This is a genomic window from Candidatus Kuenenia stuttgartiensis (genome assembly GCF_900232105.1).
GTDB classification, from domain to species: Bacteria; Planctomycetota; Brocadiia; order Brocadiales; family Brocadiaceae; genus Kuenenia; species Kuenenia stuttgartiensis_A.
Window position 1 is genome coordinate 713,976 of the sequence record NZ_LT934425.1, and the last position, 15,745, is coordinate 729,720.

A 15,745-nucleotide genomic window follows, 5' to 3' on the forward strand; every position below is an offset into this window, starting at 1 on the left:
ACCACAGATCCTCCGTATTACACATATTTTTAAATCAGGCATTTGGCAGTACCATCAGGAGGCAGCAGCCAGCTTATCCAAAATACTCCGTAACATGCGAGGGTCGATGTACCTTATACCTAGCTTATCCGCCCATTTGACAATGCCGGTATCCGCAGTCATCATTATGCCGTCCATTTCTTTTGCAAGCAGGATTAAATCAACGTCTTCTTTGCTGTCAATAATTCCCTCACGCAGCGCCATGCGATATTTTTTCCTGAGATTTGCTATCGCTTCAGGTTCGGTATCGGGCGAGGTTTCCCTGACGGCGGTTTCCGCCACCCTCAAGCCCTTATCGATCCTCAGCCGTACGTCTTCAATAAGTTCATAGAGCAAAAACGCGGGAACGGTCAACTCGTAACGTTTCGGGGATTTTTGCTGCAATAACATTTGCAAATCAACTTGTATATCTTTTATCTCTACAAAGTTTAAAAGCTCCTCATAAATCGTCTGCGGCATATAAAAGGTAGGCCCTTTCAATTTGCTGATAATTTCAAGAAAAGAACGCAGGGCATCTGTAGGGTCATTGCCAAAGGTCTGATAAACTTCCGGATTGGTAAAGATACTGGTATCGATAATTATCTTTTCGTTGATGATTTGTTCATGTTTTATGTCTTTTTGCATATAGTTCTTTCATTTTCAGTAAGCTGAAATATTTTTTTAAAAAGTTCCTCTTCCGCAGCGGACATTTTTTTATCCCGTCTTTCCATAGCAAGCCTTGCCACACATAATGCCTTATCCCACTCGTAAACCCTTATCCCATTGACGGTACACCATGAAAACGAAGGTAGATATTTCGGAGGATAGAGATTGGTGACAATATTGCATGCAAAGCCAATGACACTCCCTGTCATAATCGTCGTATTTATGGCGGTTTTCGTATGATCTCCCATCGCCATGCCAAGGGAATTGTGGTTTGTGTTTATGAGGGTATTTCCCATTTGAACTTTTATGAGGCCATAGGTATTAAGTAAATTACTGTTCGTTGTATCCGCCCCGATGTTGACCCATGAACCAAGATAGGAGTCGCCCAAGAATCCGTCATGTTGTTTGTTGGTAAAGCTGTGGAATATTGTGTTTACGATTTCTCCCCCTATTTTGCATACTTCTCCGATATTGGTGCCTCCCCGTAACCGCGAATTGGGCAGGATTACAGAATTATCTCCAATGTAAACCGGCCCCTCAATGGAGGTATTAGGGGAAATGGTTACATTATTGCCAATATAAACCGGCCCATTCTCTGCGTCGAGTACACAGCAAGGTTTGATCCTGCTGCCCTTTCCAATGTATATCTTATCTTTATTGATGAGATAAGTGCCTTCATACACGTTCCCCGCATTCCGTCCCTCCTTAACAAATAAGGAAAAGTCTTCCGCTATTTGATGTGCATTACGTTTTATAATGTCCCAATAATAACTGAATACCGGCGTATGAATATCAACCCTAGGCAAGGTGTTTTCCCATTTTTCATGATAGTTTTCTTCAAGAAATGTGTTATACGATATTTTTCCAGGGGAATTTTTTTTGAGACGAAGGTAAACAACCGTATCGCCTTGCATGCCAATTTCCTCAGGGCCTTCCAAAGAAACAGGACGCGAAAGAATCGCGCGGCCGTTTATAAAAAGACAGCTATCGTTCTGTTTCCGGGGGGCATTCACCTCCAGGGGATAACGTTCCTTTACAATATCCGCGAGGGCATCCCTGCAGAAAAGGGTAATGGTAGCACCGGGATAAAGTCTAGATATCCTTTCCCATTGCGTATACAAACCACAACGCAACTCAAACGTTGCCCTGGTGTATACGAGGGGAGCAAGGCGTGAATAATTGGCGTCTTCGAAAATATAAATATGAGACAAATTGAATTACCCTCTTTTCCATGGAAAGACCTTAATTTCTTTGCATTTTCAGGCAAAATATTTAACAGTAAAATCCGAAAACACGAGATACGAAACAAATTCCAATAACAAAATGATTTGAAATTCTAAACAAGTACGTCTTTCGTATCTTGCATTTCGTGCTTCATATTGTTGTATGTTTTGGATTTTATGCTTTGTTATTCGAATTTGTTTCGTATTTCGTACTTCGTATTTCGTATTTCTTGCTTGGTTCAGGCTTTGCCAGTTTAGGATACTGAGAGGGTTAAACATTGTCAAGCCAATAACAGATATACTCAAAAGGTTTACAGTTTAATACAAAGCCATTTACTGGCCAAAAAACCCATTATCATTTTGCTATAATCGTTGACGGAATTTGTTAACTGTGCTAAAATTCCTTACAATGTATTCCTTTTCACATGAAGGGAGTATCGTCATATTATCACATAGCATCGTACAAATATCGTTATTTAAATGAACAAAACTACGATAAATATACGCTTATTGACCGTCATCCTGGTACTTTTCCTTTCATTCCTCTTTCTCTTCAATACAGGAAAAAGGGATTTTTGGGCGCCGGATGAACCCCGTTACGCACAGGTCTCCAAAGAAATGCGGGATAGCGGCAATTTTATACTTCCGCAGTTAAATAGCGAACCATATCCCCACAAACCCCCCCTTTTATTCTGGATGATTAATCTGTTTTCCGTCCCGTTCGGTAAAATAACGCACCTGTCCGCGCGTTTGCCTTCTGCCCTCGCAGGTGTGGGATGCTGCCTGATACTGTTTAATTTTGCCAGAAATGTTTTCCATAACACCAGAATAGGCTTGCTTTCAGCCCTTATACTCGCCACCAGCATAAAATTCCTTTGGATGACGCACCGTGCTGCCTTTGACGTGCTGCTTACCTTTTTCGTTATGGCAGCCTTGTTCAGTTTCTATAAAGGCTATAAGGAAGCGGGAAATAAAGGCCGTTATTACACCCTCTTTTATATCTTCATGGCCCTTGGAACGCTTACAAAAGGCCCTGTAGGATTTCTTCTTCCATTCCTCGTAGTCGTGGCATATCTTTCTCTGAAAAGAGATATAAAAGTTTTGAAAGAAACAAAACCCTGGATAGGGGGAGTTCTTTTTGCAATTTTGGTGTTCTCGTGGGTATATCTGGCAGGCATATACGGTGGTAAGGAATATACGCAACAAATATTATTCAAGCAAAATATCGGACGGTTCGCTGATTCCTTTGCCCATAAACGGCCTCTTTATTACTATTTTATCCATTTCCCCCTGAATTATTTTCCGTGGACAATCTTTATCCCAGGCGTTGTCGTGTATCTGTTTTCACGAGAAGGGAGAAAGAGGTTTCAGGAAGTGGTATTCCCTGCGGTTTGGTTTGTCGTTATCTTCTTTTTCTTTTCTATCGTTTCGGGGAAAAGGGACATCTACGTTCTTCCACTCTATCCTGCCGCCTCTTTAATAATCGCATGGTTTCTGAATGAGTTTGTAGAACAATTCAGGGATATCCGTTTCAGGAAAACAGGCTATATCCCTTGTTATTTCATAAGCGGACTAACCATATTTCTAGGGTTTCTCTTACCGTTAGGTATATACAAATTTCGGCCTGAACACATTCGTCTTACCATACCATTTGTATTGTTACTTTTTGCCGGCGGCATAATTATGCTGCGTTTCATAAAACACTCAAGAATATTGCCTTTCCTCTTTGTCCTCATCCTGCTTGTTTTCTCTCTATTTACCCTGAGTACACTGCAGGTAATCCCATTATTAAATCAGTACAAATCGGCAAAGGAAATTTGCGACAAGGCAAATGCTGCAATGAAACCCGGCGATCAACTGGCAATGTATAATTTTCTCAGAGACACATACCTGTTTTATACGAATAGAAATCACATGCCGGTAATAAATGATTCTGAGGATCTGAAGAAATACATGAATTCAAACGAACGGGTCTTTCTGTTTATCAGAGACAAGGATTTTAAAAAGGTGTCAGAGTCACAGGATATACCCATCTTTGTAATTGCCAGGGATTCCGTAGGGCATCGGGAGATGCTTTTTGTGTCAAACAAGGATATTTGACAAGGACAATCGCATAATATCGCATGATAACGACAATACTTTCAGAACATTATACAGACATTCATTATCCCAACCGGCAATTAATCTCTTTTATGAATTTATTCGTTGGATAAAACGTTAAATCGGATTTTACAGGAGGCGTCAAAAATGAAAAAAAAATCACCCGTAAAAAAATCATTGCCTTAATGGGTATCATTATAATTGCGATTGTTGTACTCAAATATCTGGACAGAGTAGAGCCGGTTCTTGAAATCGTTCCAATGGAATTAAATTTTGGCGATATTGAAACCAAAAAGTCATTTACCTTACTGAATAAAGGAAAAGAAAAGTGGAAAATTCTTTCTAATGTAAAGACACTTCAGTATGAAATTGATATCCCTAAAGACATCGAATGGATTTCGCTTCCGCTAAAATCCGGGATGTGCGAAAAACAAGAAGAAAAAAACGTCACTGTTGTTATTAACAGAGATAAACTTTCCGTAGGGAAGAACATGTGAACAATCGAAGCAAAATCGAATGACAACAATAAAACTATTAATATTGTAGCGGAGAGGATAAAAGAAGAAAAATTCATAAAAATAATGCGTCCCCATGCAAGAACGTCATTGTTAATAGACAATGAATTCACTATTCAGTGGATAGCAACCGCAAGCATAGGTAATTATGTGGATATTCTTCTTTTACTATACCGTAAGAGTTCGCAAATAGGGATTTCTAAAATTAGATTTAACTTTTGTTGAAATAAATAGTCATAGTATTTCTGGAATCACATTTTATGTACCCCTTGAGTATAACTGATCCCATAATAGAAACTATCGTAAAATCTTACAATTACAGAAAAGATGATACAAGCGATGGAAATTATAAATGGATGCCGAAAAGTCCGCTTCGTCCCGGAGAAGAGAAATATACTCAATCAGACTGAAACCACGGGTTTCAGTCTGATTGAGTATATATTTAGTCATAGTGACAACACCATATTTTTAAATTGTTTGCCGCGTTCTTCATAGTTATTAAACATATCATAGCTAGCGCAGGCTGGTGAGAACAATAAAACGCCTCCCGGTGTTGTGAGGGTATTTGCTGTTTGAAAGGCGTCTTTTAAGGTATTTGCAACGCATACATGGGGGTATTCTTTTTCCCCCTTTTTTAGAGAAATAAGTTCCTCTATTTTGTTTGCAGTTTTTCCAATAAGAACAACAGCTTTACAGTAATTTGAACAAATTGCGGCAAATTCCTCAAAATCGCTTCCCTTATCGTATCCTCCAGCAATAAGCACAGAGTTCTTAAAACTCATAATTGCGGCAATTGCAGATTCGGGGGTGGTTGCTTTAGAATCATTATAATACCTGATGCCTTTTGCCTCTCTTACAAATTCCAAACGGTGTTCTAATCCACAAAAAGAAGTAACTGTTTTTTCAATGGTTTGTTTGTTTGCGCCGTGTAAATATGTTGCACACGATGCTGCAAGTACATTGTGGAGATTGTGGTCTCCAGGAAGTTTGATTTTTGAGACACAGGGTATCGAAATGGTATTCCCATCTATGGAAATTACAATATGTTCGTTTTCACGAAATGCGCCATTTTCTACCGGTTGTTGTGTGCTGTACCACAAAACACGGCCATAACATTCTTTTCCCCATGTTCTCAGCTCCGTGTCATCGTAATTCAGAATGGCGGAATCACTCTGCTTCTGATGCAAGATAATATTCTTCTTTGCATGGATATAAGAATCAATGTCTTTATGCCTGTCCAGATGGTTGGGAGAAATATTTGTTACTATACTTATACAGGGACTCTTTTTAATTGAAGAGAGCGATTCCAGTTGAAAACTGGATAGCTCCAGCACCACAATATCCGCCGGCTTCATTTCTTCGAGTTGCAGAAGCAGTGATTTACCGATGTTGCCTCCAACCCATATTTTATTGGAGGTTTGTTGCAAAATGTCGCCAATCAGCGTGGTTGTGGTGGATTTCCCGTTGCTGCCGGTTACTCCAATGGTGAAAGCGGGACAAAGTTTAAAGAATATGTTCATTTCTGTGTCAATAGGAACACCGTTTTCCCTTGCAATTTGTATGAATTTTGAATCCCCGGGAACAGCAGGGCTGACGATGACCATATCAGTATTGATAAAATCTACATCTCTGTGTTCGCCCAGCCGGTAAGTAATCTGCAGATTTTCAAGATGCCGCAGGGATTGTGAAAGATCTGTTTTACTCTTTATATCCGTTACCGTGACATGCGCCCCCTGCCTTGCAAGAAATTGTGTTATGCCAATGCCACCCCCAAATACACCGAGTCCCATAACGGTAACTCTTTTATTTTTAAATTCCATATACATTTCACTTGTTTTGTTTATTTCACTCAAAATTAAAAGGAGAAATCGTAACACTTTAGTTTTTTGAAAAATTCCAATAATAGCGCTGTTTTCCGCACAATGTAGGGACGATGGATTATGGATTACGGACTACGGACATCCTTCGTCTTTCGTCTCTAGCTCTTACGTTTTTCAAAAGACGCAATTTAAATGATTTTTTTGCGATGCTTTTAACACTCCAACAGGCAGCGTAATGTCTGAATATAACCATTCAATGATTTATTTGCAATAGTGGTGAAGCCGAAAACAATTGAATGCCTCTATTCCAACTTCTTTTTTTAATCCCGCCAAAATATCTTTCAGGATATCAGGCCCTGATGCATTGCCCCAGAAAATCTTGCTCTGTTTGGGAAATCCCTCTTCATCAACGGTAAGGGATAGCGTAATTAACGGACAATCATTACGACTCTCTTTTGCTACCCTCAAAATAGGTATTTGTTAAATCATATAAAATCACCATCTCTTTGAGGGAAAAATATCTCTCGCGCCCGCTTTGATAACCCTTGCTCTATGGCAACATGATTCTCCCACAGCAAAACTGCCGCGCGATGCAGCGCTTTATCATACAGTTTAACCCCGGAGTCTAACAGCTCTACCACCCCCGCTTGTTTCAGAAAGCCATCGCACGGTATCACGCTCGCTGCCAGGATGAACCATTCTCCCCACAATGAGCGTCTTGGAACAGGCAATTAGATCCTCTGTAAAATCAAGCCCTTGTAATATTTTATCAAACCCGTATTCATTCATTTGGCTTATAGCCATATGCTCGGAGAAGGTAAAGATGTCTCCAAAAAGCAATCAATTCCCCGCTCAATTTAAGAAAAAAATCGCCGCTTAATTTTTAACAAAGTAATGTTTTAAAAAGAGAATTGACAAAGTTACAGCAAAAAATATAATGGTAAACATATGTCCACCAATGAAGAAAAATTAACGGATACTATTTTAACCAAAAAACAGGCGGATTTTCTAGCCTTTTTAAAAGCATCTCTTCAGGAAAAAGGGTATCCACCTACGGTACGCGAGATTATGCGCGGGATGGATCTTTCCAGCACCAATATCGTCAAAAAGTATCTTGACATCCTTGCCCGTAAAGGACACATCAAAAAACAATACAACAGTCCCAGGGCTATTGAAATTATAGAAGCCCCGGCCGGACATGCAGAAACGAATCTCATCCCCATTGTTGGAAGTGTCAAAGCAGGCGCTCCTCATCCGGCAATAGAAGATATTATGGGATATCTTGCAGTAGATAAAACAATCTGCCGTACCGGAGACGCATTTTTTTTGCGGGTTGAGGGAGACAGCATGATTAATGCTCATATACAGGAAGGCGACCTCGTACTGGTGAGGCCGCAACCGGTTGCCAATAACAGGGAAATTGTGGTTGCCCTCATAAATGGTGAGGCCACGGTCAAAAGATTCTACAAGAAGGGAAATACGCTGGAATTGCACCCGGAACACCCAATGATGAAACCCATTGTGCTCCAGGGAGAACAAGATGAGGTTCGCATCATTGGCAAGGTTACTGCGGTGGTGCGGTTGTTAGAGAAGTTATAACAGTGATTTCCGGGGGGATGACGGTATGATTACTGAAGTTCATGAAGCGATCAAAGTAGGGGCGATTTTTGGTGATAACAAAAAAAAACTCAAACCCGTTTGGTTTATTTGGAACGGCACAAAATATACTATCCGGGAAATTACTTACATCATTACTTTGTTAAAAATTAAGCGGCGATTTTTTTCTTAAATCGAGCGGATTTAATTTTAAAATATTCTTGTGAGAGTTTTTCGTTCTTTGATAAAGCGTTTGTTGATGAGAATTCAAGCAGGGAATTGATTGCTTTTTTGAATTCATTAAAGGTAGAAGGTTTTGTTTCCATGATTTTATCCAGATAAGCGTTTTGTTTTATCCAGTAAACGAATGTCCATGAGATCAGACAAATATTCCAATATCGCTCAATCTTGTCAATGTGCCTTACCTGATAATGATCGAAATAAAAAGTATCCTTCAATTCCTTGAAACAGTGTTCAATACCCCAACGCAACAGATAGTTTGTGATAACCGTTTTTACAGAGGCGTCGAGTTGATTGGTGATAAGGACATGATATTTTTTATCATCTTCCTTGTTCCATTTTCCCAAAATTACCACAAACTTCAACGGGACATTGCAACCATTCAGTTTGGCGTCAAACGTGTAGGTTTTATAGGAAACTTCACTTCCATCCGCGGATTTTAAAGTAACATACTTGGTTTTGTCGGCATAATGCTTTTTGATGAGGGTCACGAGCTCATCTGGTTTGATTATGCAATATTTTTGTTTTTCCGGATGGTACATGGAGATATTTCTGTTTGATTTTATTTCTGAAAAAAAGTGTTTCTTTTTTGCGTGAATATGTTCGAGAAACCGTTGAGAGGCATACCATGTGTCGAAGGCAATAGCTGAAAAATCAAAGACGTTAGAAGCAGCATCAAACATATCCATTGCTATTTGTATTTTGTCTTTAAATTTGGGATCATTTTTCCCTTCCCCGAACTCATCGGCAGGAAGGTAGGGAATAACATCCAGGGGAAAATGTTTTGTTTTTGAGACAAATGCCGCGCCAACAACAACATTGCAGGTTTCCGGCCTTTTAAGCGGACCGCAATATTGCCATTTGGCTGCCTCTGTATTTTTAGCATAGGGCTTTGGACATCCGGTATCATCTATGGTAAGGATGCTGTCTTTTGTCAATGCCGTGGTTCTTTGTTTTTGGATAATGTCCATTCTTTTCTGCTTTAATGCGGGTAAATCCCATTTGGATTCAGAAAAGAAGTATTGAAATTTCTGGTAATCCGTATGAACGGCTTGCGCCATGGCCTCCAGTGAATTTCTTTTATAGTCTTTAAACATTGCGTAGACAACAAGTAGAAACATTGCAAATTGTTTTTTAGTAAAACACGATGCAAAATGTTCAAGAAATTTATTTAATAACGGTATGTTTGTTCTGAAAATACTCAAATCCTTTGCTCCGGTAATTGATTGTGTAAAAAATTTACAAGTGCAATTAATACCGGAAGTAACGAGCAAAATCAAGAGTAAATATTTATCGCAAAGCATTGCTAAATCATAAGTTGTGGCCGACTCGACTTACGACTTAAAAATATTTTTTCAGACGCTTTCTTTAACAAAGTAATGTTACATCTGGAAGGAAAGGGTTGGAAAAACGGTGATACACTACTTTACGGTTACCTAAGGTGCCAATTTTTTTCCATCTCCTATAACACTTATACCCTGCTATGGACACTCCATTCCATTTATACCTAAATTGGATAAGAAAGTTAATAACTATGTAATACCTCTTCCCGAATTCCGAAAGCGTCGAATATAACCTTCTGTTTTTTTGATAATTCGCTCAGGAACGGTTTGTTTTGATTTATTTGTATAATTTTTAATTTTTTGCGTTCTGCAAATAATTCCTTATGTGCGTGATACCGCTTTTCGTGAAGATCATTCTCAAATACGCACAAAAAATGCCCAAGGGCAATGGCTTCTTTGAGGAATCTTGTGGTTGGGCTTTTTCATTTTCTCCATGTAACAAATATTGCAAAGATGCTCAGAAATTTTGCGGCAAGACCTTTTCTTGCACTTCAAATGCTTCGCTGGTAATGTCGAGAACAAAAAAAAACACTTTATTTTTTACTCTCTCTCTCTTTCTTTCATTACTACAGGGATACTCCCGCTCCATTTTGCTTGTTTTGCTTATTTTTACTCATTTAAATGAGAACCCTATCGTTTTTTACTTTCTTTTCCACTTATTGACGGGAGCTTTTGGCACAAATTCTTGATCCGCGTCTTTCGTAGGGTGACTTTGACGTTGTCGTGCCCCGCAAGAGGTTCTCCTTGACACCAAAAACTTCCCTTGTTAAACTTCTTCCGGGATTTCCGATTTGCAATAGCGTGCAGTAAGAAAACATATTGTACTCATTAATAAACTTATTCGTATATTAAAATACCAATGGGGAAAATTTTAGCTGTCTGCGTAAGCGAAAGAAAAGGTATCCAGAAACGAAATATAGGCAAATGCATGGCAATTAAACATTATGGCCTAGAGGGAGATGCCCATGCAGGAAAATGGCACCGCCAGGTGAGTCTGCTTGCAACGGAAAGCGCCGACGTGATGCGTAGTAAAGGCTTAGAGATAAAAGACGGCGATTTTGGAGAAAATATTGTCACCAGTGGCATAGAACTAAAATCGCTTCCTGTTGGAACTACGCTGAAAATCGGAAATGATATTATCATAAAGATAACCCAAATCGGCAAATTATGCCATGACCGCTGCGCCATTTATTACAAGGCAGGCGACTGTATCATGCCGCGAGAAGGGATTTTTGCAGAAATCCTTAGCAGCGGAATGATTAAAGCCGGAGATGAAATTTTAATACATGAATATCCCTCTGGGGTGTAAACTATGATTCGCACCGCAATAGTAACATTGAGCGATAAAGGGTCAAAAGGGGAGCGCGAAGACAAAAGCGGAGAGATTATCCGTACGATGCTCCAACAAATCAATACATCCATTGTCGCATACGAAATAATCCCCGATGAAAAAGACCTCATTATCAAAAAACTTCGTGAATTCTCCAAACTATCCGATCTTATCATCACAACCGGAGGTACCGGAGTTGGCCCTCGCGATATCACGCCTGAGGCAACAAGGGCAGTGATAGAAAAAGAATTGCCTGGCTTCGGAGAAGCAATGCGTATGGAAGGGATGAAGCACACACCAAGGGCAATGGGTTCCAGGGCGGTGGCAGGGATATATCGGCAAACCCTTATCATAAACCTTCCTGGAAGCCCAAAAGGCGTTGCGGAAAACCTCTCCGTCGTTCTGCCGGTTATTCCTCATACCATAAACCTTATCAAAGGCACGGTGACAGATTGCGCCAAAGACCGGGAGCAACACCCTCACAGGTAGCCACCCGAAAATGCAGACAAATGAATGTCTCTCTTCTTCAAAACTGCATCAAAAACAATGACATCGCCTCCCAACAAACAGCACAGACGCACCATCAAGTCGTGATCTCCATAAAAGTATCAACTTAGTTTTTTGAAAAAGTATGGGCGAAGCATTTGCCCGTTTGGGTATGAATTTATCTATGACAATTTATAGCAAATGCTTCGCCCATACACATGCGGCAAACATCGCTATTATTGGAATTTTTTAAAAAACTAAAATGTTACCAAACGATAAATTTTGGATTATAGGTCAAAATTTGTTATAAAACAAAAAAGCCATAAGAGTTTGGTTTCTTATGGCTTTTTCAAATCATATATGACCCCATGGGGATTTGAACCCCAGTTCACAGATCGAAAATCTGTTGTCCTAGACCAGACTAGACGATGGGGCCATTTATGCACAATAGTAAATGAGGGCAGATGGACTCGAACCATCGACACCCGCCTTAAAAGGGCGGTGCTCTACCGACTGAGCTATGCCCCCATTATACAGAAATGTATGAATATTGCACGCAGAAAATAAAATTACAAAGGGAAAAAACATCGATAATATACGTTTCAACGGTACGTTTATACCTTGAGTATTTCTTCAGTCTTTCTTTTGATTAAATCATTTACCTTAGTTTCAAAGTCTTTGATAATTTTTTGAATTTCATCCTTGGCGCGCTTAACATCGTCTTCTGTTAAAATATTTTCTTTCTTTTCTTTATCCGCTTGTTTATTTGAATCCTGCCGTATATTACGCAAAGAAACCTTTGTTGATTCCCCAAAATCTTTTACGGTTACGGAAAGTTTTTTTCTCCTCTCCTCATTAAGCGGAGGAATAACGATGCGCAGGGTTTTAGCTTCAACAGAAGGGTTCAGGCCGATGTCTGATTGAATGATTGCCTTTTCGATATTAGATACTATAGTAGTATCGTAAGGTTTTATCAAGATTGACTGTGCATCAGGTGTGGAAATCACTGCAAGTTGCTTTAAGGGTGAAGGGTTCCCGTAGTATTCAACCCGTATATTTTCGACCAGACCAGTGCTTGCCCTACCGGTTCTTATTCCCTTCAAATCATCTTGCAAATGAGCGATAACCTTTTCCATTTTTGCCTTTGTTTCTTTGCAAATCGAATCTATTGACATATCGGTTAATTTCCTATAAAAGTACCAACAGATTTCCCCAAAACAGCCTTTTCAATATTTCCTTTTTTATTCATGTTTAATACGATTATTGGCAATTTGTTTTCCATGCTCAAGGATACCGCAGTCATATCCATTACGCCTAATTGTCGGTTTAATACTTCGGCATAGGTCAGTTTGCTTAACAGCTTTGCGGATGGATTATTAGCTGGATCATCTGTATACACGCCGTCAACTCTTGTGGCTTTAAGCATCACGTTGGCATTAATTTCTATCGCGCGTAAAGCAGCTGCAGTATCGGTTGTGAAATAGGGGTTTCCCGTTCCCCCCGCAAAAATAACAATATTTCTTTCTTCAAGATACCGTAAACAATTTCGTAAAATAAAAGGTTCTGTGATATTCTTAATTTCAATTGCGCTTATTACATGCGTTTTAATGTTGCACTCTTCCAGGGTGTCCTGCAAAAGCAATGCATTTAAGATGGTAGCAATCATCCCCGCCTGATCCGCTACAATTCTGGATTTTCCCGAAAGGCCAAATTTAGCGCCGCGCAACACGTTACCGCCGCCAACGACAAGCGCCGTTTCAGCACCGAGTGATAAAATCTTTTGTATCGTTTTGGCAAATGTTGCAAATTTTTCAGTATCGATGCCTTTTCCGTTTTCACCGCCAAAGCCTTCGCCGCTAACTTTCAATAAGATACGTTTATACTTTATTTTCTTATTTTTCGGCATAATGATTGTGTGCGGCAATCTAAACTGCTAGCTATTTCCCCCCTACTTCAAGCCTGGCAAAGCGATTAATTTTAATATTTTCACCTATTTTTGCGATAATTGCAATTAATAAATCCTGAATAGTTTGTGAGTCATCTTTTATAAACGGTTGTTCCAGCAGGCATTTTTCCTTATAAAAATTTTCCAGCTTTCCTTTAACGATTTTTTCAGAAATATCAGATGGTTTTCCTTTGGTATCCTCTATAAAACCCCTTTTTTGTGTTTCCACAATTTCCGAAGAAATATCTTCCCTTTTTATTGCGATTGGATTGGTTGCGGCAATTTGCATGCAAATATCTTTTAAAAACTGCTGAAAGACCTCGTTTCTTGCCACGAAATCTGTTTCACAATTCACCTCAACCATTACGCCTATTTTCCCGTTAGTATGAATGTAAGAACCTATTCTGCCTTCGGCAGTTGTTCTTTGTTCTTTCCTGGAAGCTTTTGCAAAACCTTTCTTTTTTATAATTTCCAGTGCTTTATCATAATCGTCATTTACTTCATCCAAGGCGTTTTTGCACTCTAATATTCCCGCACCTGTTTGTTCACGCAATTTCATAACACTCGCTTTATCTGCCATCGGTATCCTCCAAAATAATATAGCTACGAACTGTCCTTGTTGCGAAGCCGGTAATCTTGTTATTACAAATAATCAAGCGGAACATCTTGAGATGTGTATCTTTAAAGGCAGTTGTTAGATTGGCAATCCAAGGATATACAAACTCTGAATTTTACGAAAAATGGAAGGATTTTCGTAAAAACCTGATTAATCTTTTGTCAGCGTAACAAGTTGTTCTTTTCCGGCAAGAACGGCGTCTGCTGTCTTAGATAAAAAGAGATTAATCGACCGTATCGCATCGTCATTCCCAGGTACACAAATATCTACCATATCAGGGTCACAATCGGTATCCGCCAGGCAAACAGTTGGTATTCCCAATTTTTTTGCCTCTTTTATAGCGTTGTGTTCGTATCTTGGGTCCACTACCACAAGTGCCCCTGGAAGTTTGGTCATATTGCGGATGCCTTCCAGATTGGTAAGTATTTTCTTGTATTCTCTGTTGAGTGAGGAAATCATCTTTTTACTGTATTGGTTGATTTCGCCTGTATCTTTCATTTTTTCCAATTCTTCAAGACGTTCTAAACGACTCCTGATAGTATCAAAATTTGTCAACGCACCACCAAGCCATCTTTCGCTGACATAATGCATACCACACCGCTTTGCTTCTCGCGCGGTAATATCCTGTGCCTGCCACTTCGTGCCTACAAACAATATATCTTTCTTTGTTTGCACCAGGTTCGTTACAAATCTGCAAGCAGTGATAAGACCCTTCACCGTTTCCCGTAAATTAATGATATGAATCAGATTTTGCTTACCAAAGATAAAAGGCTTCATCTTTGGGTTCCACCTGCTTGTTCTATGTCCGAAATGAAACCCTGCTTCGACTAATTCTTGAATATTCACAATAGACAAATAACGCCCTTTCCAGATTGAGATAATAAAAGAAAATAAAGGAATTTTTCAGAAAAGAATGTGATTATAGCCATTATAGGCAAGTTGTCAAGTATATTTATTGTAACACCTCAGCAACGTCAAAGTCACCCTACGAAAGATGTGGATCAAGAATTTGTACCAAAAGCTCCCGTCAATAAGTGGAGAAGAAAGTTAAAAACGATAGGGTTCTCATGTAAATCGGCAAGAATGAGCAAAACAAGCAAAATGGAGCGGGAGTATCCCTGTAGTAATGAAAAAGAGAGAGTAAAAAATAAAGTGCTTTTTTTGTTCTCTACATTACTAGCGAAGCATTTGAAGTGCAAGAAAAGGTCTTGCCGCAAAATTTCTGAGCGTCTTTGCAATATTTGTTACCTGGAGAAAATGAAAAAGCCCAATCACAAGATTCTTCAAAGAAGCCATTGCCCTTGGGGCATTTTTCGTGCGTATTTGAGAATGGTCTTCACGGAAAGCGGTATCACGCACATAATGAAGTCCATTTTCTATTGACCAGTGTCCGCGGGAAAACTTAAGAATGGTTTTGGGACTTGCTTTTTGTTGTGTCAGGCTGGTAATACCGTAAACAATTTCCCCGGTCTTTTTGCTTGTCTTGATTTTTGTAAATATTCTATGAATGCAAAATACCTGTCGTTTCGTTTTTGTATTGTAACGGCAGGAGAGACGTTTGAGCATATTTTGCGGACAACGCTTTGCCCACTCTGCAATAGCAGCAAAGCTCCAAGCATTGCATATCTTTGTATATTATGTGCTTATGGAAAACTTTGACAGCGTCGTGTCTTGCGGGGCATAATCAAAGACGAAGGACCAATGACTAATACACTACTGCTCCCAACTATCACAATTTATTGGTAAGTTACGACGACGCTAACGTTACTCCGCAACTGCCTGTAGCGGTGTATAAAATCCTTGTTTTTTGTAACTGTTGCAATTAGAATTGCTTCTTTAATCCATTC

General features: G+C 39.5%; 15 protein-coding genes, 2 tRNA genes and 1 pseudogene. 6 read left to right on the forward strand and 12 right to left on the reverse strand.

Annotated features, from left to right (window positions below):
- Positions 1-54: 54 nt before the first annotated feature.
- Both KSMBR1_RS03270 and KSMBR1_RS03275 read right to left on the reverse strand, forming a co-directional pair.
- Complete coding sequence (locus tag KSMBR1_RS03270; RefSeq protein WP_099324048.1) at positions 55-663, reverse strand: RNA ligase partner protein; 609 nt, start codon at positions 661-663, stop codon at positions 55-57.
- Positions 648-1,895, reverse strand: a complete 1,248-nt coding sequence (locus KSMBR1_RS03275; RefSeq protein ID WP_099324049.1) for a putative sugar nucleotidyl transferase — start codon at positions 1,893-1,895, stop codon at positions 648-650. The genes KSMBR1_RS03270 and KSMBR1_RS03275 overlap by 16 nt, the downstream gene beginning before the upstream one ends.
- Positions 1,896-2,387: 492 nt before the next feature.
- Between KSMBR1_RS03275 and KSMBR1_RS03280 the strand changes: the two genes are divergently transcribed.
- Positions 2,388-4,007, forward strand: a complete 1,620-nt coding sequence (locus KSMBR1_RS03280) for an ArnT family glycosyltransferase (protein WP_099324050.1) — start codon at positions 2,388-2,390, stop codon at positions 4,005-4,007.
- A gap of 185 nt (positions 4,008-4,192) precedes the next feature.
- Positions 4,193-4,504 (forward strand): hypothetical protein, encoded by a 312-nt coding sequence (locus KSMBR1_RS03285; RefSeq protein ID WP_099324051.1) that lies wholly within the window; start codon positions 4,193-4,195, stop codon positions 4,502-4,504.
- A 464-nt stretch (positions 4,505-4,968) separates the two neighbouring features.
- Here KSMBR1_RS03285 and murD read toward each other — a convergent pair whose 3' ends face one another.
- Together murD and KSMBR1_RS23110 are read right to left on the reverse strand one after the other, a co-directional pair.
- The gene (gene murD / locus KSMBR1_RS03290) at positions 4,969-6,342 is read right to left on the reverse strand and encodes a UDP-N-acetylmuramoyl-L-alanine--D-glutamate ligase (protein WP_157820354.1); all 1,374 of its coding nucleotides are present in this window, start codon (positions 6,340-6,342) and stop codon (positions 4,969-4,971) included.
- 303 nt (positions 6,343-6,645) lie between these two features.
- Positions 6,646-7,155: pseudogene (locus KSMBR1_RS23110) on the reverse strand (IS1634 family transposase); the annotation flags it as partial.
- Between the two features lie 135 nt (positions 7,156-7,290).
- Here KSMBR1_RS23110 and lexA point away from each other — a divergent pair.
- Together lexA and KSMBR1_RS20730 are read left to right on the forward strand one after the other, a co-directional pair.
- The gene (gene lexA, locus KSMBR1_RS03305) at positions 7,291-7,941 is read left to right on the forward strand and encodes a transcriptional repressor LexA (protein WP_099324055.1); all 651 of its coding nucleotides are present in this window, start codon (positions 7,291-7,293) and stop codon (positions 7,939-7,941) included.
- Between the two features lie 25 nt (positions 7,942-7,966).
- Positions 7,967-8,131, forward strand: a complete 165-nt coding sequence (locus KSMBR1_RS20730; RefSeq protein WP_157820356.1) for a hypothetical protein — start codon at positions 7,967-7,969, stop codon at positions 8,129-8,131.
- Here KSMBR1_RS20730 and KSMBR1_RS03310 read toward each other — a convergent pair.
- Positions 8,109-9,482, reverse strand: coding sequence for an IS701 family transposase (locus tag KSMBR1_RS03310; RefSeq protein ID WP_099324056.1), 1,374 nt, complete (start codon positions 9,480-9,482; stop codon positions 8,109-8,111). The two genes, KSMBR1_RS20730 and KSMBR1_RS03310, sit on opposite strands and share 23 nt — an antisense overlap.
- Before the next feature lie 898 nt (positions 9,483-10,380).
- Here KSMBR1_RS03310 and KSMBR1_RS03320 point away from each other — a divergent pair.
- Together KSMBR1_RS03320 and KSMBR1_RS03325 are read left to right on the forward strand one after the other, a co-directional pair.
- Positions 10,381-10,830: an MOSC domain-containing protein gene (locus KSMBR1_RS03320; protein WP_099324058.1), complete on the forward strand. Its 450-nt coding sequence runs from the start codon at positions 10,381-10,383 to the stop codon at positions 10,828-10,830.
- A 3-nt stretch (positions 10,831-10,833) separates the two neighbouring features.
- Positions 10,834-11,340, forward strand: a complete 507-nt coding sequence (locus KSMBR1_RS03325; RefSeq protein WP_099324059.1) for a MogA/MoaB family molybdenum cofactor biosynthesis protein — start codon at positions 10,834-10,836, stop codon at positions 11,338-11,340.
- A gap of 358 nt (positions 11,341-11,698) precedes the next feature.
- On the opposite strand, the gene KSMBR1_RS03330 is transcribed toward KSMBR1_RS03325, so the two are convergent.
- From KSMBR1_RS03330 to KSMBR1_RS03360, 7 genes are all read right to left on the reverse strand, one after another.
- A tRNA-Glu gene (locus KSMBR1_RS03330) sits at positions 11,699-11,773 on the reverse strand.
- Positions 11,774-11,792: 19 nt separating this feature from the next.
- Positions 11,793-11,865 (reverse strand) — tRNA-Lys (locus tag KSMBR1_RS03335).
- A gap of 86 nt (positions 11,866-11,951) precedes the next feature.
- Positions 11,952-12,512, reverse strand: coding sequence for a ribosome recycling factor (frr, locus tag KSMBR1_RS03340; RefSeq protein ID WP_099324060.1), 561 nt, complete (start codon positions 12,510-12,512; stop codon positions 11,952-11,954).
- Positions 12,513-12,517: 5 nt separating this feature from the next.
- A complete protein-coding gene (pyrH, locus tag KSMBR1_RS03345; protein WP_099324061.1) occupies positions 12,518-13,243 on the reverse strand; it encodes a UMP kinase in 726 nt (241 codons plus the stop codon).
- Positions 13,244-13,274: 31 nt separating this feature from the next.
- Positions 13,275-13,862: a translation elongation factor Ts gene (locus tag KSMBR1_RS03350; protein WP_099324062.1), complete on the reverse strand. Its 588-nt coding sequence runs from the start codon at positions 13,860-13,862 to the stop codon at positions 13,275-13,277.
- 186 nt (positions 13,863-14,048) lie between these two features.
- Positions 14,049-14,744, reverse strand: a complete 696-nt coding sequence (rpsB, locus tag KSMBR1_RS03355) for a 30S ribosomal protein S2 (RefSeq protein WP_099326960.1) — start codon at positions 14,742-14,744, stop codon at positions 14,049-14,051.
- 330 nt (positions 14,745-15,074) lie between these two features.
- The gene (locus KSMBR1_RS03360; RefSeq protein ID WP_099324063.1) at positions 15,075-15,464 is read right to left on the reverse strand and encodes a transposase; all 390 of its coding nucleotides are present in this window, start codon (positions 15,462-15,464) and stop codon (positions 15,075-15,077) included.
- Positions 15,465-15,745 lie beyond the last annotated feature (281 nt).

What these genes read in the sequence shown, in the direction of transcription:
- KSMBR1_RS03280 (WP_099324050.1), top strand. Translation starts at nt 2,388, where the DNA reads ATGAACAAAACTACGATAAATATACGCTTATTGACCGTCATCCTGGTA.
- KSMBR1_RS03350 (WP_099324062.1), bottom strand. Translation starts at nt 13,862, where the DNA reads ATGGCAGATAAAGCGAGTGTTATGAAATTGCGTGAACAAACAGGTGCG.
- KSMBR1_RS03285 (WP_099324051.1), top strand. Translation starts at nt 4,193, where the DNA reads ATGGGTATCATTATAATTGCGATTGTTGTACTCAAATATCTGGACAGA.
- KSMBR1_RS03360 (WP_099324063.1), bottom strand. Translation starts at nt 15,464, where the DNA reads ATGCTCAAACGTCTCTCCTGCCGTTACAATACAAAAACGAAACGACAG.
- KSMBR1_RS20730 (WP_157820356.1), top strand. Translation starts at nt 7,967, where the DNA reads ATGATTACTGAAGTTCATGAAGCGATCAAAGTAGGGGCGATTTTTGGT.
- KSMBR1_RS03320 (WP_099324058.1), top strand. Translation starts at nt 10,381, where the DNA reads ATGGGGAAAATTTTAGCTGTCTGCGTAAGCGAAAGAAAAGGTATCCAG.
- lexA (WP_099324055.1), top strand. Translation starts at nt 7,291, where the DNA reads ATGTCCACCAATGAAGAAAAATTAACGGATACTATTTTAACCAAAAAA.
- murD (WP_157820354.1), bottom strand. Translation starts at nt 6,342, where the DNA reads ATGGAATTTAAAAATAAAAGAGTTACCGTTATGGGACTCGGTGTATTT.
- KSMBR1_RS03270 (WP_099324048.1), bottom strand. Translation starts at nt 663, where the DNA reads ATGCAAAAAGACATAAAACATGAACAAATCATCAACGAAAAGATAATT.
- frr (WP_099324060.1), bottom strand. Translation starts at nt 12,512, where the DNA reads ATGTCAATAGATTCGATTTGCAAAGAAACAAAGGCAAAAATGGAAAAG.
- pyrH (WP_099324061.1), bottom strand. Translation starts at nt 13,243, where the DNA reads ATGCCGAAAAATAAGAAAATAAAGTATAAACGTATCTTATTGAAAGTT.
- KSMBR1_RS03325 (WP_099324059.1), top strand. Translation starts at nt 10,834, where the DNA reads ATGATTCGCACCGCAATAGTAACATTGAGCGATAAAGGGTCAAAAGGG.
- KSMBR1_RS03310 (WP_099324056.1), bottom strand. Translation starts at nt 9,482, where the DNA reads ATGCTTTGCGATAAATATTTACTCTTGATTTTGCTCGTTACTTCCGGT.